16 protein-coding genes are annotated in these 17,629 nt (G+C 71.6%); 9 read left to right on the top strand and 7 right to left on the bottom strand.

All coding sequences use genetic code 11. The features are described from left to right. Positions 1 to 7: 7 nt before the first annotated feature. The 5 genes from ACFO6V_RS09825 to ACFO6V_RS09805 all read right to left on the bottom strand — a co-directional run bounded on the left by ACFO6V_RS09825 (position 8) and on the right by ACFO6V_RS09805 (position 4,704). Entirely contained in the window at positions 8 to 1,057 is a 1,050-nt protein-coding gene (locus ACFO6V_RS09825; protein ID WP_377134705.1) for an iron-siderophore ABC transporter substrate-binding protein, read from the bottom strand. 115 nt (positions 1,058 to 1,172) lie between these two features. After that, a complete protein-coding gene (locus ACFO6V_RS09820; RefSeq protein ID WP_377134703.1) occupies positions 1,173 to 1,967 on the bottom strand; it encodes an ABC transporter ATP-binding protein in 795 nt (264 codons plus the stop codon). After that, a complete protein-coding gene (locus ACFO6V_RS09815) occupies positions 1,964 to 3,019 on the bottom strand; it encodes a FecCD family ABC transporter permease (protein WP_377134701.1) in 1,056 nt (351 codons plus the stop codon). Before ACFO6V_RS09815 ends, ACFO6V_RS09820 begins: the two co-directional genes overlap by 4 nt. Then, a complete protein-coding gene (locus ACFO6V_RS09810; protein ID WP_377134699.1) occupies positions 3,019 to 4,065 on the bottom strand; it encodes a FecCD family ABC transporter permease in 1,047 nt (348 codons plus the stop codon). The genes ACFO6V_RS09815 and ACFO6V_RS09810 overlap by 1 nt, the downstream gene beginning before the upstream one ends. A 54-nt stretch (positions 4,066 to 4,119) precedes the next feature. Continuing rightward, positions 4,120 to 4,704: a hypothetical protein gene (locus ACFO6V_RS09805; RefSeq protein WP_377134696.1), complete on the bottom strand. Its 585-nt coding sequence runs from the start codon at positions 4,702 to 4,704 to the stop codon at positions 4,120 to 4,122. Between the two features lie 297 nt (positions 4,705 to 5,001). On the opposite strand from ACFO6V_RS09805, the gene ACFO6V_RS09800 reads away from it, so the two are divergent. Continuing rightward, the gene (locus ACFO6V_RS09800) at positions 5,002 to 5,793 is read left to right on the top strand and encodes a helix-turn-helix transcriptional regulator (protein WP_377134694.1); all 792 of its coding nucleotides are present in this window, start codon (positions 5,002 to 5,004) and stop codon (positions 5,791 to 5,793) included. Here the strand turns inward: ACFO6V_RS09800 and ACFO6V_RS09795 are convergent. Continuing rightward, positions 5,763 to 7,175 (bottom strand): glycine--tRNA ligase, encoded by a 1,413-nt coding sequence (locus ACFO6V_RS09795; RefSeq protein WP_377134691.1) that lies wholly within the window; start codon positions 7,173 to 7,175, stop codon positions 5,763 to 5,765. The genes ACFO6V_RS09800 and ACFO6V_RS09795 overlap by 31 nt on opposite strands. Positions 7,176 to 7,321: 146 nt before the next feature. Between ACFO6V_RS09795 and ACFO6V_RS09790 the strand changes: the two genes are divergently transcribed. From ACFO6V_RS09790 to amaB, 7 genes are all read left to right on the top strand, one after another. Next, entirely contained in the window at positions 7,322 to 8,314 is a 993-nt protein-coding gene (locus ACFO6V_RS09790) for a metal ABC transporter substrate-binding protein (RefSeq protein WP_377134689.1), read from the top strand. Between the two features lie 14 nt (positions 8,315 to 8,328). Continuing rightward, entirely contained in the window at positions 8,329 to 9,132 is an 804-nt protein-coding gene (locus ACFO6V_RS09785) for a metal ABC transporter ATP-binding protein (protein WP_377134687.1), read from the top strand. A 2-nt stretch (positions 9,133 to 9,134) separates the two neighbouring features. Next, positions 9,135 to 10,064: a metal ABC transporter permease gene (locus tag ACFO6V_RS09780; RefSeq protein WP_377135200.1), complete on the top strand. Its 930-nt coding sequence runs from the start codon at positions 9,135 to 9,137 to the stop codon at positions 10,062 to 10,064. Then, positions 10,064 to 10,462 (top strand): Fur family transcriptional regulator, encoded by a 399-nt coding sequence (locus tag ACFO6V_RS09775; RefSeq protein WP_377134685.1) that lies wholly within the window; start codon positions 10,064 to 10,066, stop codon positions 10,460 to 10,462. The genes ACFO6V_RS09780 and ACFO6V_RS09775 overlap by 1 nt, the downstream gene beginning before the upstream one ends. A 167-nt stretch (positions 10,463 to 10,629) precedes the next feature. Next, on the top strand, positions 10,630 to 11,847 hold the full coding sequence (locus tag ACFO6V_RS09770; RefSeq protein ID WP_377134683.1) for an NAD(P)/FAD-dependent oxidoreductase: 1,218 nt from the start codon (positions 10,630 to 10,632) through the stop codon (positions 11,845 to 11,847). 17 nt (positions 11,848 to 11,864) lie between these two features. Beyond that, a complete protein-coding gene (gene hglS / locus ACFO6V_RS09765) occupies positions 11,865 to 13,274 on the top strand; it encodes a 2-oxoadipate dioxygenase/decarboxylase (RefSeq protein WP_377134681.1) in 1,410 nt (469 codons plus the stop codon). After that, on the top strand, positions 13,271 to 14,815 hold the full coding sequence (gene amaB / locus ACFO6V_RS09760; protein WP_377134679.1) for an L-piperidine-6-carboxylate dehydrogenase: 1,545 nt from the start codon (positions 13,271 to 13,273) through the stop codon (positions 14,813 to 14,815). Before hglS ends, amaB begins: the two co-directional genes overlap by 4 nt. 99 nt (positions 14,816 to 14,914) lie before the next feature. Here the strand turns inward: amaB and ACFO6V_RS09755 are convergent, their stop codons facing one another. After that, the gene (locus ACFO6V_RS09755) at positions 14,915 to 16,024 is read right to left on the bottom strand and encodes a helix-turn-helix domain-containing protein (RefSeq protein WP_377134677.1); all 1,110 of its coding nucleotides are present in this window, start codon (positions 16,022 to 16,024) and stop codon (positions 14,915 to 14,917) included. A gap of 377 nt (positions 16,025 to 16,401) precedes the next feature. Here ACFO6V_RS09755 and ACFO6V_RS09750 point away from each other — a divergent pair, with 377 nt between their 5' ends. Beyond that, the gene (locus ACFO6V_RS09750) at positions 16,402 to 17,628 is read left to right on the top strand and encodes a hypothetical protein (RefSeq protein ID WP_377134675.1); all 1,227 of its coding nucleotides are present in this window, start codon (positions 16,402 to 16,404) and stop codon (positions 17,626 to 17,628) included. The last annotated feature ends 1 nt before the right edge of the window (position 17,629 follow it).

The following is a 17,629-nucleotide window of genomic DNA, read 5'->3' as shown; positions in this document are numbered from 1 at the left end:
TCAGCAATCAGCCCAGGACGTCAGCGAGCGCGTCGACCAGTGCGGGCACACCGTCCGGGTAGTTGTATGACAGGGCGGTCGGAGGGCCGACCGACGAGACGGGGATCGTGCCGGCGAGCTGGGCAAGCTTGCCTGCCTTGATGGCCGGGATCGCCTGCAGCTCGGGCTTGTCCGGAACCTCCGCCGCGAGCTCCTCGGTCTGGGAGTAGTTGACGACGACGTCCGACTCGAGCTTGTCCAGCTCCTCGTAGGACAGGGTGTACGTGAATTCCTTGCCATCGGTGGTGTCGAGCTCGTCGACCGCTGGCGCGGTGGTGAAACCGAGGCGCTCCAGGAAGCCGGCGCGAGCGTCGGACGAGTTGTACACGTACACCGCGTCGAGGTCCGGTGCGTCCCAGATCGCGGCGATCGTCTTGCCCTCGAACTCGGGGTGTTCCGCGGCGAGGCCGGCGAGGTACTCGTCGATGCCTGCGAGCACGTCTTCACCCGCGGCGCTGCGGCCGAGCGCATTCGCCGTCAACGTGATCGTGTCGTCCCACGACGTCTGCCACGGGCCGTCCGGGTAGGCGACGACCGGGGCGATCTCGCTGAGCAGGTCGTACTGCTCCTGCGTGATGCCCGAGTAGGTGGCGATGATGACGTCGGGCTCGGCGGCCGCGAACTCCTCGTAGGGCACGGACGCGCCGGCCTCGGCGTCGGTCAGCACCGTGGGCTTGTCGATGCCCGCCTCGTCGTAGGCCTCCTCGACCCACGGCAGGAGGTTGCCCTCGCCGACGGTCCAGGTCTGCTCGGCGACGGCGACCGGGTAGACACCCGCGGCGATCGCGGCCTCGGTCGAGCCCCAGCCCCACGTGGCGACACGCACGGGCGCCTCGTCGATGGTGGTCTCGCCGAGGGCGTGCTTGATCGTCAGCGGGAACTCGTCGGTGGCGCCGGAAGCATCGGCCGACGGCGTCGCGCCGTCCGCGGCAGGGGCTTCGGACGTGCAGCCTGACAGGGCGAGGGCGGACGCGGCGACAATGCCGACGGCCGCCGCGAGGGAACGGCGAGGGCGCACGGTTACTCCTGGGGTTCAGGCGAACGACCGGCGGTTGCCGGTCGAGATGAGGTAACCCTAACCACATTAGGTAACGACGATGTTGCGAAATTGGGGAGCGCTGAAGTGAGGTGCATTACTCGCCCGAGTGGAAGCGGCCCACCGGCACGACCAGCGGCGAGCCCGCCACGGGGTCGAGCACCACCTGGGCGCGCAGCCCGAACGCCTCGCTCACCACGTCCTGGGTCAGCACGTCCGACGGCGCACCCTCGGCGACGATCCGCCCAGCCGACATCACGACCAGGTGGTCGGCGTAGCGCGCGGCGAGATTGAGCTCGTGCAGCACCATGGCGACGGTCGTGCCGCGGTCGCGGTTCAGCTCCGTGAGCAGGTCCAGCAGGTCGAGCTGGTGGCGCACGTCGAGGAACGTCGTCGGCTCGTCGAGCAGCACGATGTCGGTCTGCTGGGCCAGGACCATGGCGATCCACACGCGCTGACGCTGGCCGCCCGACAGCTCGGCGACGGGCCGGTCCGCAAGCTCGGCGACGCCGGTGGACTCGAGCGCGGTGGTGACCACGGCGTCGTCGTCCGACGAGTGCCTGCCGAACCAGCCCTGGTGCGGGTACCGGCCGCGGCTGACGAGCTCGGCGACGCGGACGCCGTCGGGCGCGATGGACGACTGCGGCAGCATGCCGACCTTGCGGGCCAGCTCCTTGCGGGGCATCGCCGTGATGTCGGTGCCGTCGAGCGTGATCCGGCCGCCGTCGAGCGGGTGCAGCCGCGCGAGGCCGCGCAGCAGCGTGGACTTGCCGCAGGCGTTCGGCCCGACGACGGCGGTGATCTTGCCGTCGGGCAGTGTCAGGTCCAGGCCCTCGATGACACGCAGGCCCTCGTAGCCCAGGCTGACGCCTTCGGCGCGCAGGTTGGTCATCGGCTCCTCTTCTCGTTCGTGGCGAGCAGCCACAGCAGGTAGGGGGCGCCCACGAGCCCCGTGACGATGCCCACGGGGGCGGCGACGCCGAGCAGCGCATGCTGCCCGACGACGTCCGCCACCAGGGTCAGGGCCGCACCGGTAGCGGCGGACGCGACGAGCGCGGCGCCGCCGTCGTTCACCAGGCGGCGGGCGATGGCGGGCGCGACCAGGGCGACGAAGGCGATCGGGCCGGCCGCGCTGGTCGCGAGCGCGACGAGCGCGACCGCGAGCAGCAGCGTGCCGATCCGGGCCGCGTCCACGTGCACGCCGAGTGCGCGCGCGTTGTCGTCCCCGAGCGAGAGCGGCCCCTGGGCCCGGGCGACGACCGCGACCGCGACCGCGAGCACGAGCGTGCCCGCGGCGACGAGCGTGAGCTGTTCGCCGCGGATGTCGGACACGGAGCCGACGGTCCAGATGAGCACACCCGCCGCCTCGTTCTCCTCCGCTCGGGCCATCGCCCAGGCGACCATGGACGAGCACAGGTACGCGAACCCGACGCCGACCAGCACGAACCGGATCGAGTGCAGGCCCTTGCGCCAGGCCAGCAGCCAGATCGCGAGGGCGACGAGGCCGGCGCCCGCGAAGGCCAGGCCGGACAGCGCCACCCCGCTCATGCCCAGCGCGAGCAGGCCGGTCACTGCCCCGAGGCTCGCACCGCTGGAGATCCCGAGGATGTCGGGCGAGGCCAGCGGGTTGCGCAGGGTCGACTGGAACAGGGCGCCCGCCAGCCCGAACGCGGCACCGACCACCACGGCGGCCTCGATGCGGGGCAGGCGCAGCCTCTGGATGATGAAGACATCGCCCTTGTCGCCCAGCCCGACGGCCCCGGCGATCGCCTGGCCCGGGGTCAGCCCGGCGGCGCCGATCAGCAGGGCGCCGGTCCCGGCGACGAGCACCAGGAGGGCCATCCCGGCCACGACGAGGATCTGCCGGCGGCGCCGGACGGCGCGCAGGCCGGCGACGGTGGCGGCGAGAGTGGTGTCGACGGTGTCGGCGGTGTCGGCGGTCATCAGGCTCCCACCACGTTCCTGCTGCGGGCGACGGCGATCAGCACCGGCGCACCGAGGAGCGCGGCGACGACGCCGGCCTCGAGCTCCGACCGGGGCAGGATCAGCCGTCCGAGGACGTCGGCGGCCAGCAGCATCACGGGGCCCAGGAGTGCGCCGATCGCCATGACCCAGCGGTAGTCGGTGCCCACGAGGCGGCGCGCCGCGTGCGGGACCACGAGCCCGACCAGCGCGATCGGCCCGGCGAGCGACGTCGCGGTACCGGCGAGCAGCACGATGGCGATCGCGGAGAGGGTGCGCGTGGTGCCCACCCGCTGGCCGAGCGCGGTGGCGACGTCGTCGCCGAGGGCCAGCATGTTGAGCCGGTGCGAGAGCACGGCGGCGAGGATCACGCCGACCAGGATGAACGGCCACAGCCAGAGCACGGTGTCCAGGCCGCGGCCCGTGAGGGAGCCGACCGACCAGAACCGGTACAGGTTGAACGCCTGCTGGTCCTGCAGCAGCACCAGGGTGATGAGCGGCGTGATGAGCGCCGTCACGGCGGCGCCGACCAGCACGAGCCGCACGGGCTGGCCGCGCCCCACCGAGAACACGATCGCCGCCGCGGCGGCGGCGCCGAGGAAGGCGAACCAGACATAGCCGATCGGCGAGGTGATGCCGAAGAGCCAGACCGCGCAGACCACGGCGAGCGACGCGCCCGAGTTCAGGCCGAGCAGGCCGGGATCCGCGATCGGGTTCCGCGTGACCCCCTGGATCAGGGTGCCCGCGGTGCCGAGCGCGATCCCGGCCGCCAGGCCCACGACGGTGCGCGGCAGCCGCTGGTCCAGGACCACGTCGTGGTCCACGAACCCGGCGACCGGCGCCGTCAGTGCCCGCCAGACCTCTGCCGGGTTGATGTCGCGGACGCCGAGCGCGAGGCTCGCGAGGACGACGAGCAGCAGGGCGACGAGCGCCGTCGCCAGCGCGAGCGTCCTGCGGCGGGCACGGTGAGCTACGGCTTCCGCACCCTCACGGCGTCCCGCGGGCGCCGCCGCAGGTGAGGTAAGCATTGCCTAAGCATTCCACAATGCCTGGGATGGTCGGTACGTGCATCCCAGCGGAGGTCAGGAGTAGGACTCGCAGCCCCAGCCGTCGTTGTCGTTCCCATCGAGGCCGTGGTAGTCATTCGTCCCCACCCAGACCTTCTGACGGACGTCGTCACAGTCGAGGTCGGGGTTGGTGGGCGAGACGGGGCACTGCCACCTGCCTTCGGCGTAGACGCAGACGGAGTCGGTCGCCCGAGCGGGCTGGAAGCGGCTGTTGCCCGCGTACTTCACGATCCACGTTCCCGTGCGGGTCGCGGCGAACTTGTTCGTGTAGGTGCCGGTGCTGGTGGTTCGGACCGTGCCGACCTTGCTCATGCCGACAGGGCCGGCCGGGTCGAAGTAGATCGCCATGACCTGGTCGGTCAGCGGGTACCACTGCCCGCCCCGGCTCACCTCGAGGGTTCCTGTGACGGTGACCGGCTTCCGCCTGGCCACCGGTTCGGGCTTCGCATTGGCCGAGAGGTCGGTGTCGTAGGCGGTCTGGAGTGCCTGTGCCTGTGCCTGTGCGGGTGCGGGGGCCGCGTGCGCGGGCACCGACGCCGCGAGGGCCAGCGCGATAGCGCTCGCGGCGGCGGCGATGATTCGGCGGATGATGGGGATCAACCTCTTCTGGGTCCTGGGGCACCCTGGACGGGGCCCGCTACGACTACCAGACCTCCGGGGCCGCACATTCTGACTCGATCCGCGGTGACCTCACCCGGGTGAGGTACCGGTTCGGCACGCCTGCGGGGCCGGGGCCTCGGGGGAGAACGTACGTCTGCGAGGTCGGTTGCTCTGAGTAGACGTTGTCTACTCAGAGCAACCCACTCCGGATTCCTACAGTTCCCCTCGGGTCGAGGTTGTCCACAGGGTGTCCTCGGGTGCCCGGCATCGGCCCGCCGTAGCGGGCACGATGGCGTCGTGGAATTCGAAGGTGCACAGGTGAACGCGGCTCAGCTCGTCAAGGGCGCGCGATACGCCGCACAGCAGACGCAGGCGAGCCTGGCCGCCCGTGCCGGCGTCTCACGGGGCACCGTCGCGGCGATCGAGACGGGTGCCCGCTCCCCGTCGCTGGAGATGCTGTCGGCGCTCATGGCGGCTGCCGGCAAGCAGATGAGGATCGAGCTGGAGCCGCTCGACGACGACGTTCGCCGTGATCTCGCGGCTCATGTCGACGACAGCAGCGCAGCGGACGACCTGAGCATGACCGTGTCGCTCATGGAAGGTCTGGTGGACGTGGAGTACCGCTTCGAGGGGCTCACCGCGGCTGCAGTGCTCGGGGCGCCGATCCCGATGGCGGAGCCCATGACGCTCGCACTCCCCGACGATCCCGGAGGTGTGTCGTGGCTCGTCGGACTTGTTCGGACCGGAGTCGCCGCGGTGACACCTCTGGGCCGCGGGTTTCCGCTGGGCGGTGTCACCACTGCTGAGGGAGTTGCGCGCCTCGTCGAGCTGGGAGAGGGCGGGCAGTTCGAGCTCGAGGTCTGGCTGAACACGTTCATGGTGCGGTTCGTTCCGCCCGAGGACACCAGACGCGCGGTACTGGTCGTCGGTGAGCACGGGCCGCTTCGTGTCCAGCCCCTGCACGAGATCGAGACGACCGACAGGGACGCCGCGCGCGTCCTGCGCCTGCTACGAGAGCAGACGCAGGACGCGCGCGCCTCAACCAGCGAGCCGCTGCCTCAGGCTCCGACGAGGTGGCCGGCCAGGTAGCCGACGACCTTGTCCAGCGCCACGCGCTCCTGCTCCATGGAGTCGCGGTGCCGGATCGTCACCGCCTGGTCGTCGAGCGTGTCGAAGTCGACGGTGATGCAGAACGGCGTACCGATCTCGTCCTGGCGGCGGTAGCGCTTGCCGATGGCCTGCGTCACGTCGTAGTCGACGTTCCAGTACTTGCGCAGCTCGGCGGCGAGGGCCTCCGACGCCGGGAGCAGGTCCGACGTCTTGGACAGCGGCAGCACCGCTGCCTTGACGGGCGCCAGGCGCGGGTCCAGGCGCAGCACGGTGCGCTTGTCGACGCCGCCCTTGGTGTTGGGCGCCTCGTCCTCCGCGTACGCCTCGACGAGGAAGGCCATGAGGGACCGGGTGAGGCCCGCGGCCGGCTCGATGACGTACGGGTAGTACTTCTCGTTCGTCACCGGGTCGCGGTACGCGAGGTCCTTGCCGGAGCTCTCCGTGTGGGTCTTCAGGTCGAAGTCCGTACGGTTCGCGATGCCCTCGAGCTCACCCCACTCGCTGCCCTGGAAGCCGAAGCGGTACTCGATGTCCACGGTGCGGGTCGAGTAGTGCGACAGCTTGTCCTTGGGGTGCTCGAAGTGGCGCAGGTTGTCGGCCGAGATGCCGAGGTCGGTGTACCAGCTGGTGCGCTGGTCGATCCAGTACTGGTGCCACTCCTCGTCCTCGCCCGGCTTGACGAAGAACTCCATCTCCATCTGCTCGAACTCGCGCGTGCGGAAGATGAAGTTGCCCGGCGTGATCTCGTTGCGGAACGACTTGCCGATCTGGCCGATGCCGAACGGCGGCTTCTTGCGTGCCGCCGCTGCGACGTTGGCGAAGTTCACGAAGATGCCCTGCGCGGTCTCGGGGCGCAGGTAGTGCAGGCCGGACTCGTCCTCGACCGGGCCGAGGTACGTCTTCAGCATCATGTTGAAGTCGCGCGGCTCGGTCCACTGGCCGCGGGTACCGCAGTTCACGCACACCAGGTCCGTCAGCGGCACGGAGTCCGGGTCGTCGATGCCCTTCTTCTCCGCGTGCGCCTCCTGCATCTGGTCCACGCGGTAGCGCTTGTGGCACGAGAGGCACTCGGTGAGCGGGTCCGTGAACACGCCGACGTGGCCGGAGGCGACCCACACCTGGCGGGGCAGGATGACCGACGAGTCGAGGCCGACGATGTCGTCACGGCTCGTGACGGTCGAACGCCACCACTGGCGCTTGATGTTCTCCTTGAGCTCCACACCGAGGGGGCCGTAGTCCCACGCAGAGCGCGTTCCACCGTAGATCTCACCCGACGGGAAGACGAAACCTCGTCGCTTCGCGAGCGAGACGACGGCGTCGAGCTTGGCGGTCTGCGCAGAGCGCACTGACTTGTCGGACACGAGGGTCTCTCCAGGGGAACAGGCGGTAAACAATGTCCGCCCAGCCTACCGTCCGGGCAGGTTGAAGCCTGCGCGAATAAGCCAGTGACCGACCTCTCGGCGCCGATCTTTGACAACCGTTCTCAACAGGCGTGAGAATCGTTCTCATGATAAAGACTCGCGCCACCGGTGCTGCTCTCGCCGGCCTCGCTCTTGTCGCCACGGCGACCCTCGCAGGCTGTTCGACGCAGAACGCAGGCGGCTCCTCCGACGAGTCCGACGGCGTCACCGTACTCGCCTCGTTCTACCCGCTCCAGTACGTGGCGCAGCAGATCGGCGGCGACCTCGTCACCGTCGACAACCTGACGCCCCCGGCCGCCGAGCCGCACGACCTCGAGCTCTCCCCGGCGCAGGTCCGCGAGATCGGCACCGCCGACCTGGTGGTCTACCTGTCCGGCTTCCAGAACGCCGTCGACGAGGCCGTCGAGGCCCGTGCGCCCGAGCACGTGGTCGACGCCGCTGCCGCTGCCGAGCTCGTGGAGCACGCGGGAGTCGAGGACGAGCACGCCGAAGAGGGCGAAGAGCACGCCGGCGAGACGGAGGAGGAGCACGCGGAGCACGCCGAGGAAGGCGCCGCCGACCCCCACTTCTGGCTCGACCCGAGCCGGCTCGCCGCCGTCGGGAAGGTCGTCGCCGACGAGCTGGCCGCGACGGACCCCGAGCACGCCGACGAGTACGCCGCCGGTGCTCAGCGCCTCGGCCAGCAGCTCGACGAGCTGGACCAGGAGTTCGCGGACGGCCTCGCCGCATGCCAGGGCGCGGCCCTGGTGACGAGCCACGCCGCGTTCGGCTATCTCGCCGACCGGTACGCCCTGGAGCAGGTGGGGATCTCCGGGCTCGACCCCGAGGCGGAGCCCTCCCCGGCCCGCCTGCGCGAGATCGGCGACCTGGTCGAGGAGCGCGGCATCAAGACCCTGTACTCGGAGACCCTGGTGAGCCCCAAGGTCACCGAGACCCTCGCCTCGGACCTCGGCGTGAACACCGCAGTGCTCGACCCGCTGGAGGGCCTGTCCGAGGACGCGACGGCCGCGGGCGACGACTATGTGTCCGTCATGCAGGCCAACCTCGCCGCACTGGAGGAGGGCCTGGTCTGCGAATGACGGACACTAGGCAGGTGACCGAGACGAGCGAACCCGTCATCGAGGCCCGTGGCCTGCACTTCCGTGCGGGCGCGAGCCACATCCTGCGCGGCATCGACCTGACGGTGGACCGCGGCGAGGTGGTCGCCCTGCTGGGCGCCAACGGCTCCGGCAAGTCGACCCTCGTGCGCGCTCTCGTGGGCATCAACTCTCCGTCCGAGGGCACCGTCCGCCTGCTCGGCAGGCCCATCGGGGCCGGTCGGCGCGGGACCGCCGTCGACTGGAGCCGCATCGGCTACGTGCCGCAGCGCGCGACCGCCGGCGGCGGCATCCCGTCCACCGCGCAGGAGGTCGTCGCGTCCGGCCTGCTCCACGGCCGCCGGCTGTGGCCGCCGCGCGGCTGGCGCGACCAGGTCGACGCGGCCCTCGAACAGGTGGGCCTCGCCGACCGGGTGCGCGACCCAGTGCACCTGCTGTCGGGCGGCCAGCAGCAGCGCATCCTCATCGCGCGCGCCCTGGTCCGGCAGCCCGAGGTGCTCGTCCTGGACGAGCCCGTCGCGGGCGTGGACGTCGCCAGCCAGGAGGCGTTCGCCGCCACCATGAAGCGGCTGGTCGACGGCGGCCTCACCGTGCTCGTCGTCCTGCACGAGCTCGGCGAGCTCGAGCCGCTCGTCACCCGCGCCGTCGTGCTGCGGCACGGCAAGGTGGTGCACGACGGCGCCCCGCCGCGCGCTCGGCACGACCACGACCGCGTCGGACACCGGCACCAGCACCCGCACGCCGACGACAACGAGCTCGGCGCCGAAGCCAGGGCCCTCGACCTGGAGGTGCGACCGTGATCATGCTCATGCTGACCGACCCGTTCATGCAGCGGGCCCTGATCGCCGCGCTCCTCGTCGGCATCACCGCCCCCGTCGTCGGCACCTACCTGGTGCAGCGCAAGCTCTCCCTGCTCGGCGACGGGATCGGGCACGTCGCCCTGACGGGCGTCGCGCTCGGCTGGCTCGTCGGCGCGGGCATGGGGCTGACGCCGAACGATGCCCTCGCCATCCCCGGCGCCGTCGTCGCCGCGGTGATCGGCGCGGTCCTCATCGAGGTGGTCCGACGGCGAGGCCGCACCTCCGGCGACCTTGCGCTCGCCATCATGTTCTACGGCGGCATCGCGGGCGGCGTCTTCCTCATCGGGATCGCCGGCGGCTCCTCCGGGAACCTCATGCAGTACCTGTTCGGCTCCATCTCCACGGTGACCGACGCCGACCTCTGGCTCACCGTCGTGCTCTCCCTCGTGGTGCTGGCCGTCGGGGTCGGCCTGCGGCACGCGCTGTTCTCGGTGAGCCACGACGAGGAGTTCGCCGTCGCGTCGGGCCTGCCCGTCTGGGCGCTGAACATCATCGTCGCGGTGGTCTCCGCCCTCACGGTGACGGTCGCCATGCGCGTCGTCGGCCTGCTGCTCGTCAGCGCGCTCATGATCGTGCCTGTCGCCGTGGCGCAGCAGGTCACGCACGCCTTCGGGCGGACCATGTTCACGGCGTGCGTCGTCGGCGTCGTGGTCTGCGTGTCCGGCCTGAGCTTCACCTACTGGTACAACGTCTCGCCGGGCGCGACTATCGTGGTCCTTGCCATCGCGGTCTACGCGGTGGTCTCACTGGTGGCGCCGTTCCTGACCCGGCGGCGTCCCGCGCACGACCCGCATCCAGACCTGCCCGACGACGTCGACCTGCCTGCTGCCGCATCCGAACGTGCGGTGGCCGCCGCGAAGGAGTGCCGCTGATGGCCGCACGAATGACCCGCCAGCGGACAGCCGTCGTCGAGGCGCTCGACGAGATCGCGGACTTCCGCTCGGCGCAGCAGCTCCACGAGACCCTGCGCGCCCGCGGCGAGTCCGTGGGCCTCGCGACCGTGTACCGGGCGCTGCAGGCGCTCGCGGACGCGAGCGAGGTGGACGTCCTGCGGGCCGAGGACGGCGAGAGCCTCTACCGCCGGTGCGCGCGCCGCGAGCACCACCACCACCTGGTGTGCAGGCACTGCGGCCGGACCGTCGAGATCGACGGCCCCACGGTCGAGGCCTGGGCCTCGAAGGTCGCCGCGGCCCAGGGCTTCGACGACATCGAGCACACGATCGAGCTCTGGGGCACCTGCGCGGACTGCCGCGCGTCCGCGACGGCCTGACCTGTCAGACCCACCCCGACCTGTCAGACGTACAGGTCACTCGGGTGACCTGTACGTCTGACACGTGCGCATGCGTCTGACAGGTGCGTTCCCGGGTCTGGGCCGCCAGAACAGGAAGAGTTCCGGCGGGTGTCCGCATTCGCAGGAGCACGTGGCAGGATGCGTGCATGACCTCAGCACGGCACCCCGCGGACCGGCGGGGCAGGCTCCCCGCGCGGGCTGAGGTCGTTGTCGTCGGCGGCGGCGCGATCGGCGCGTCGGTGGCGTTCCACCTCGCCGAGGACGGCGTGGACGTGCTGCTCCTGGAGGCCGACGAGCTCGCCTCGGGCAGCTCCGGCAAGCCCATCGGGGGAGTGCGGGCGCAGTTCTCCGACCCCGCGAACGTCGACCTCGGCAACCGCAGCCTCGAGCTGTACGAGGACTTCGCCAACCGCCCGGGCGCGGACATCGGGCTGCAGCAGCCGGGCTACCTGTTCCTCCTGCCGGACGCCGACGACGTCACGCTCTTCGAGGAGTCGGTGGCCATGCAGAACGAGCGCGGGGTGGCGAGCCGCATGCTCAGCCCCGACGCCGTCCGCCGGCTCAACCCGTACGTCGACGTCGACAGGTACCGGGGCGCCGCCTACGCCGCGCGCGACGGGTTCGCCCACCCCAAGGCCGTCGTCGAGGGGTACGCCGCGGGCGCCGAGCGCCACGGCGCGACCGTCCGCACGCACGTGACGGCCACCGACGTCGAGACGAGGGGCGACGACGTCGTCGCGGTGTGGACGAACCAGGGCCGGGTACGGACCGGCGCCGTCGTGCTGTGCGCGGGCGCGTGGACGCGCGACGTTGCCACCAAGGCGGGGCTCGACCTGCCCGTCGACCCCTATCGGCGGCAGATCGGCTTCACCCCTGCGCTCGACCCGGCGCCGTCGCGGATCCCGTTCACCATCGACTACGGCACCACCTTCTACTTCCACAACGCGGCACCCGACGGCCTGCTGCTCGGGATCGCCGACCCGGCCACGCCCATCGCCTTCGAGCGCACGTACGACCCGGCCTGGCTGCCGCTGCTGCGCGGCGCGCTGGGGGCCTGCGCCCCCGAGCTGGTCGACGTGCCCGTCGCGCGCGGCTGGGCGGGCCTCTACGAGATGACGCCGGACCACAACGCCCTCATCGGCGAGGCGACCGGCGTGCCGGGTCGCGTGCTGTACGCCGCCGGCTTCTCCGGCCACGGGTTCCTGCAGGCACCAGCGGTCGGCGAGGCGGTGCGTGACCTGTACGCGGGCCGCACGCCACCGATCGACGTGTCCGGGTTCAGCGCCGACCGGTTCGCCACGGACGCCTCCGGCACGACCACCACCGGCCCGGGGCGACGAGGCCCCGAGGCCAACATCATCTGACGGAGAAGGAGACACCGATGTCGGCACCGACGTTCCTCGAGCCCTGGCAGCTCAGGGCCGCGTTCGCGCGCAGCCTCTCGGACATGTACGGCAAGGAAGTTCCGGCCTACACCACGCTGCTGGACGTGTCGCACGAGGTCAACGCCGACTTCGTGGCGAAGCACGGGGCGGACGCCGAACGGCTCGGCTCCATCGCACGCGTCACCGCGGAGCGGCACGGCGCGATCCGCGTGGGCACGCCCACCGAGATGGCGCAGGTGGCCCGGATCTTCGGCGCCATGGGCATGCAGCCCGTCGGGTTCTACGACCTGCGCGACGCGTCGTCGAGCTCCGTCCCGGTGGTCTCGACGGCGTTCCGCCCGATCGAGCGCGCGGAGCTGGCGAGCAACCCCTTCCGGGTCTTCACGTCGATGCTCGTCACGGCGGACCGCCGGTTCTTCACCGCGGATCTCGAGCGGCGCCTGGAGAACTTCCTGGGCGCCCGCACGCTGTTCGGCTCGGAGCTGCTGGCCCTCGCCGACCGGGCCGAGGCCGAGGGCGGACTGCCCGAGGACCAGGCGGCGGAGTTCCTGCGCCTGGCGACTGAGGCGTTCGAGCTGTCCCGGGAACCCGTGGACCAGGCCTGGTACCGCGAGCTGGAGGCGGTGAGCGCCGTCGCGGCCGACATCGGCGGCATCGCGTCCACGCACATCAACCACCTCACGCCCCGCGTGCTCGACATCGACGACCTGTACGCGCGCATGGAGGCCCAGGGCATCACGATGATCGACGCCATCCAGGGCCCGCCCCGCTGGGAGGGCCCGGACGTGCTGCTGCGCCAGACGTCGTTCCGCGCGCTCGCCGAGCCGCGCACCTTCCGCACGGCCGACGGCGAGATCGTGAGCGACGCCCTGCGCGTGCGGTTCGGCGAGGTCGAGGCCCGCGGCATCGCGCTGACCCGCGAGGGCCGTGCCGCGTACGACGCCGCGGTCGTCGAGATCGACGAGACCGCCGCCGCGGCCCGCGCCGAGACCCCCGGCTTCACGGAGGCGCAGCGCCAGGAGATCGCCCGCGCGGTCTGGCAGAAGACCTTCCCGACGACGGAGGCGGAGCTCGCCGCCCAGGGCCTCGGCTGGTTCACCTACGAGGTGGACGGCGACGGCACAGGCGTGCGCCGCGAGCCCGTCGTCTACGAGGACTTCCTGCCGCGTTCCGCGGCCGGCATCTTCCAGTCCAACCTGACCTCGGACGGCGCAAAGGACGCGAGCCAGGAGGGCATCAACCGCGACGCGGACTGGATGTCCGGCGCGCTCGGCCGCGAGCTCAACGATCCCTTCGACCTGTACGCCGACCAGGTGGCCAGGTCGCTCGCCGGCGCCGCCGAGACCCTCGGCGTCGACCCGGCCACCCTCACCACGCCCAACCGCACAACGGGAGCATCGCGATGACCAGCACCACCACCCACACCCCGCTGACCACCGAGCTGCGGGACGCCGCCCTCGCCGCCCTGGGGCGGCTGGGTGCCACGGCTCCGGAGGCCTCGACCGACGGTGACCTCGCCGTCGTGTCGCCGCTATCCGGCCAGCCCCTGCTGCACGTGCGTCGTGACGGCGCCGCAGAGGCCACCGCCGCCGTCGACCGGGCCGCCGAGGCCTTCACCACGTGGCGCTCCGTCCCCGCCCCCGTGCGTGGCCAGGTGATCAAGCGCCTGGGCGAGCTGCTGACCGAGCACAAGACCGACCTGGCCGAGCTGGTCACCATCGAGGCGGGCAAGGTCACGAGCGAGGCCCTGGGCGAGGTCCAGGAGATGATCGACATCTGCGACTTCGCCGTCGGGCTGTCGCGGCAGGTCGGCGGACGCACGATGCCGTCGGAGCGCCCGGGCCACCGCCTCATGGAGACGTGGCACCCGATGGGCGTCGTCGGCGTGATCAGCGCATTCAACTTCCCGGTGGCCGTGTGGTCCTGGAACACCGCCGTCGCGCTCGTCTGCGGCGACACCGTGGTGTGGAAGCCGAGCGAGAAGACGCTGCTCTCGGCAGTGGGCGCCTCCGCGCTGCTCGACCGGGCGCTGGCCGAGGCCGGCTTCCCGGCGGGCGTCTCGCAGCTGCTCCTCGGCGACCTCGAGGCCGGCGAGGCGCTCGTGGCGGACACCCGCGTGGCCCTGGTCTCCGCGACCGGTTCCGAGCGGATGGGCCAGCAGGTCGCCCCCGTCGTCGCCGCACGCGGCGGCCGGTACCTCCTGGAGCTGGGCGGCAACAACGCGGCGATCGTCGCGCCGTCGGCTGACCTCGACCTCGCCGTACGCGGCGCCGTGTTCTCCGCCGCCGGCACGGCCGGGCAGCGCTGCACCTCGCTGCGTCGTCTGATCGTGCACGAGTCGGTGGCGGACGAGGTGGTCGCGCGGCTCGCCAAGGTCTACAGCGACCTGCCGGTCGGAGACCCGCGTGCCGGGGGCACCCTGGTCGGCCCGCTGGTCGACGCCGGTGCGCGCGACCGCATGCTCGCCGCGATCGACGAGGCGGTGGCCGCGGGCGGCACGCTCGTGGTGGGCGGCACCGCGGTCACCGTGCTCGGTGCCGAGGACGCGGCCTACGTGCACCCCGCGATCGTGCGGATGGCGACGCAGGCCGACGTCGTCAAGCGCGAGACGTTCGCCCCGATCCTGTACGTGCTGACCTACTCGGAGCTGTCCGAGGCGATCGCCCTGCACAACGACGTGCCCCAGGGCCTGTCGTCGGCGATCTTCACGATGGACGTGCGCGAGGCCGAGACGTTCATGTCGGAGGCCGGCTCGGACTGCGGCATCGTGAACGTCAACATCGGGACCTCCGGCGCGGAGATCGGCGGCGCGTTCGGCGGCGAGAAGTCGACGGGCGGCGGGCGCGAGTCCGGTTCGGACGCGTGGAAGCAGTACATGCGCCGCGCCACGAACACGGTGAACTACTCGACCGAGCTGCCGCTGGCCCAGGGCGTCAACTTCGGCTGACCGGCAACCCGCCCGCGAAGTAGAGCGCCTGTCCGGTCTCCCCGGTGTTACCCAGGAGACCGGACAGGCGCTCTACTTCGCGGACAAGCCGACGACGGGTCAGGAGCGACCCGCGGGCACCGCGATCATGGAACCGGTGTCGGTGGTCGGGACGTCGGTGCTGGGCGCGTACCTGTTCACAGCGCTGACAGGGACCCCCACCCGCTCCGCGACCTCGTCGAGCGAGAGGTTCTGCTCCCACCGGAGCACGCGGATCTGGCTGATCTGGTGCGTGCTGAGCGACGGCGCCGAGCTGGTGACCGAGGGCGTCGCCCCGGTGACCGTGGGCACCGTCCCGGTGCTGGGGCGCGTCTCCCAGTTCGTCGCCGGCGTCACGGGCGCGTACTTGCGTTCCAGCTGCACGCGCTCGGTCTCGCCGGTCAGGGCGGGCTCGGACCGGATCCGCTCGGGCGCGGCGACCGGCTCGGGGTCGCTGTTGCCGGTGAGGGCAGGCTCGTCGTGCGCGGACCTGTCGTGCTCGCCGCCGTCGGTCACGGCCAGGCCGAGCTGGACGCCGGCGGGAAGGACGAGCTCGGGCAGGTTCACGCGAACCGGCGCGCGGTCGGCCGCGGTCCGCTCGAGCTCGCTCTGGTCCGGCATCCACTCGCCGGCCAGCGCCGCGGCCTCCTGGACGACGTCGCGGATCGTGCGCTCGGACTCCAGGTGCGGGCGCGTCACCTCAGCGGTGACGCCGGCGGGCACGTGGCGGTGGACGCGGGTCACGGCGGCGTTCACGTCCGCGATGCGTGCGTCACGCTCGTCCTCGGGGGCGATCTGCGCCAGCCGCACGGCGTCGAGCATGTCCAGCACGGCCGTCTCGCGGTCGAGCTCGATCTGCGCCAGCCGGTCGAGGTTGCGGGCACTCGACGCCGACTGGAAGAACAGGTGCACCGCGACCGCCGCGAGGACCGGGGCGACGGCGCGGGAGACGGCGAAGATGCCCTCACCGAGCAGCCAGCCGTGCCAGGCGGCGAGCGCGCCGGACAGTACGCCGACGACGATCGCACCGCCGAGCCAGCGCCCGTGCCCGGCCGGCTCACGGCCGCTCTCGAGCGCGCGGTCGGCCCGACGTCGTCCTTCCCAGGCCAGGCCGATCACCAGCGCCTCGTAGGCGATACCGAGCGCGTAGCCGAGCTCGGGGCCCTCATAGGCGGCGATGGTGTGCGACATGCCGATGTAGGCCCAGGCCGAGAGGCCGAAGGCCCCAAGGAAGAACCCTGGGTTTCTGCGTATGTCGGCGATGACCGCAGGAACGCGTCGGGGGCGTTTCTCCGATGCCATGATGGGTGTATCCCTTTCCGTCGGTACGGGTCGGTGAGGCGGTACTGCCGGGACGCGTGGTCGGAACCCGACTGAAGAAGACATGGTGCAAGGCTGATCTTGGACCATGTTGGGCCCTTTGTGCTCTTTACGCTGGAGATCCACGTGGATCGCTTCGATCAATCACCCCGTGTGCCGGGGTCCGCGACGGTTCCTGCCTCGTGTTTATCCACAGATGGCTCGTTTTGAGGCCCATCCATATCACTTGCCGTTGAATCATAGACGGCATGACGTGGACACCGATATCGATCTCGGCTGAGCAGGCCGGCCCGGACCCCGCGCTCGGGCCGCTCGGCCGGCTGACGCTTCACGAACGCCTCGACCTCGCGACCCGGCTGGAGCGGTGTCTGGTCGAGCACGTACGCCGGCCCGGCAATGCCGAGGCCGTCCGGAGGCAGACTGCCTACGTGCGGTCGGAGTCGCTGGTGCCCGACGACGTCGACACCGAGCTGCGCGACGCGATGACGCGCGACTGCGCGGTCGACATGCTGGTCCATGTGGGGCCGCGCGAGGCGGGCGGCTCGCTGGTGGGCAGGCTCCTCGGCGACGAGCCGACGGGTCTCACCGTGACCGACTCCGAGCGTGCGCTGCTCGAGCAGTGGCGTGACGGCGGCGTGCTGGGCTACTTCATGGTGACCGACCTGGTGGACGAGCACGCGGTGCTGCACAACCTCGAGGACGACCTGGAGTACCGGGTGTACACGGGGTGCTCCGAGATCCGTTCGACGGCGCTGGTGCCCGGCCTGCCCCTGTCGGTGCGCCTCCTCCCGGTCGGGGCGGCGTGGATCTTCGCGGACACCCCGCTGGTCTTCTCGCCGAGCTCTGTCGTCGGCGTCGTGCGGGGCGTCGTCGGGCTGCTGACCTCGACGCCGTGCCCCGCCTACCGCAACCCGCGCACCCTGGCCCGCGCCCGCGAGCTCGTCGCCGACCACCACCGTGCGTTCCGCGACCTCTTCGGGGACGTGCTGGTGCTGGGCACCGCGTCCCACGTCATGGACTGCTACCTGCGGTTCAAGGCCCGCATCGGCGTCCCGGCGGAGGAGTTCGCGCTGTTCCCGTCGCTCCGCGACGAACGCTGGCTGCCCGACGACGCCGCGGACCCGGACGACGAGGCGTTCGCCCTGGTGCACCACCCTGTCAAAGGGCTGCGACTGCTCGACTGGTACGCGCAGCTCCGCGAGGTGCACACCGCGCCCCTCGCGTCGTGGAAGCCGGAACGGCTCGCGCAGGTGCTCGCGGACCCCGACGTCCCCTCCTGGGTCCTGGACCTGCTCGCGGAGCGGCACCCGGACCACCTGGACGCGCTCTACGGTGCGGCGACGGGGCGGCAGGGCTTCGTCTGGGCGCGGGACGGAGCCGCTCTCCTGCGCGACCGTGAGCCGGCAGCGGGCAGGGACGAGCCGGGGATCGTCATGGCGTCGTCGATCATGGGGCGGGTGCTGCCGCCGGACTGAG

This window comes from Promicromonospora alba (genome assembly GCF_042654905.1).
Taxonomy (GTDB): domain Bacteria; phylum Actinomycetota; class Actinomycetes; order Actinomycetales; family Cellulomonadaceae; genus Promicromonospora; species Promicromonospora alba.
The sequence above is the reverse complement of the archived record's forward strand: the minus strand, read 5'-3'. Positions and strand labels throughout refer to the sequence as shown.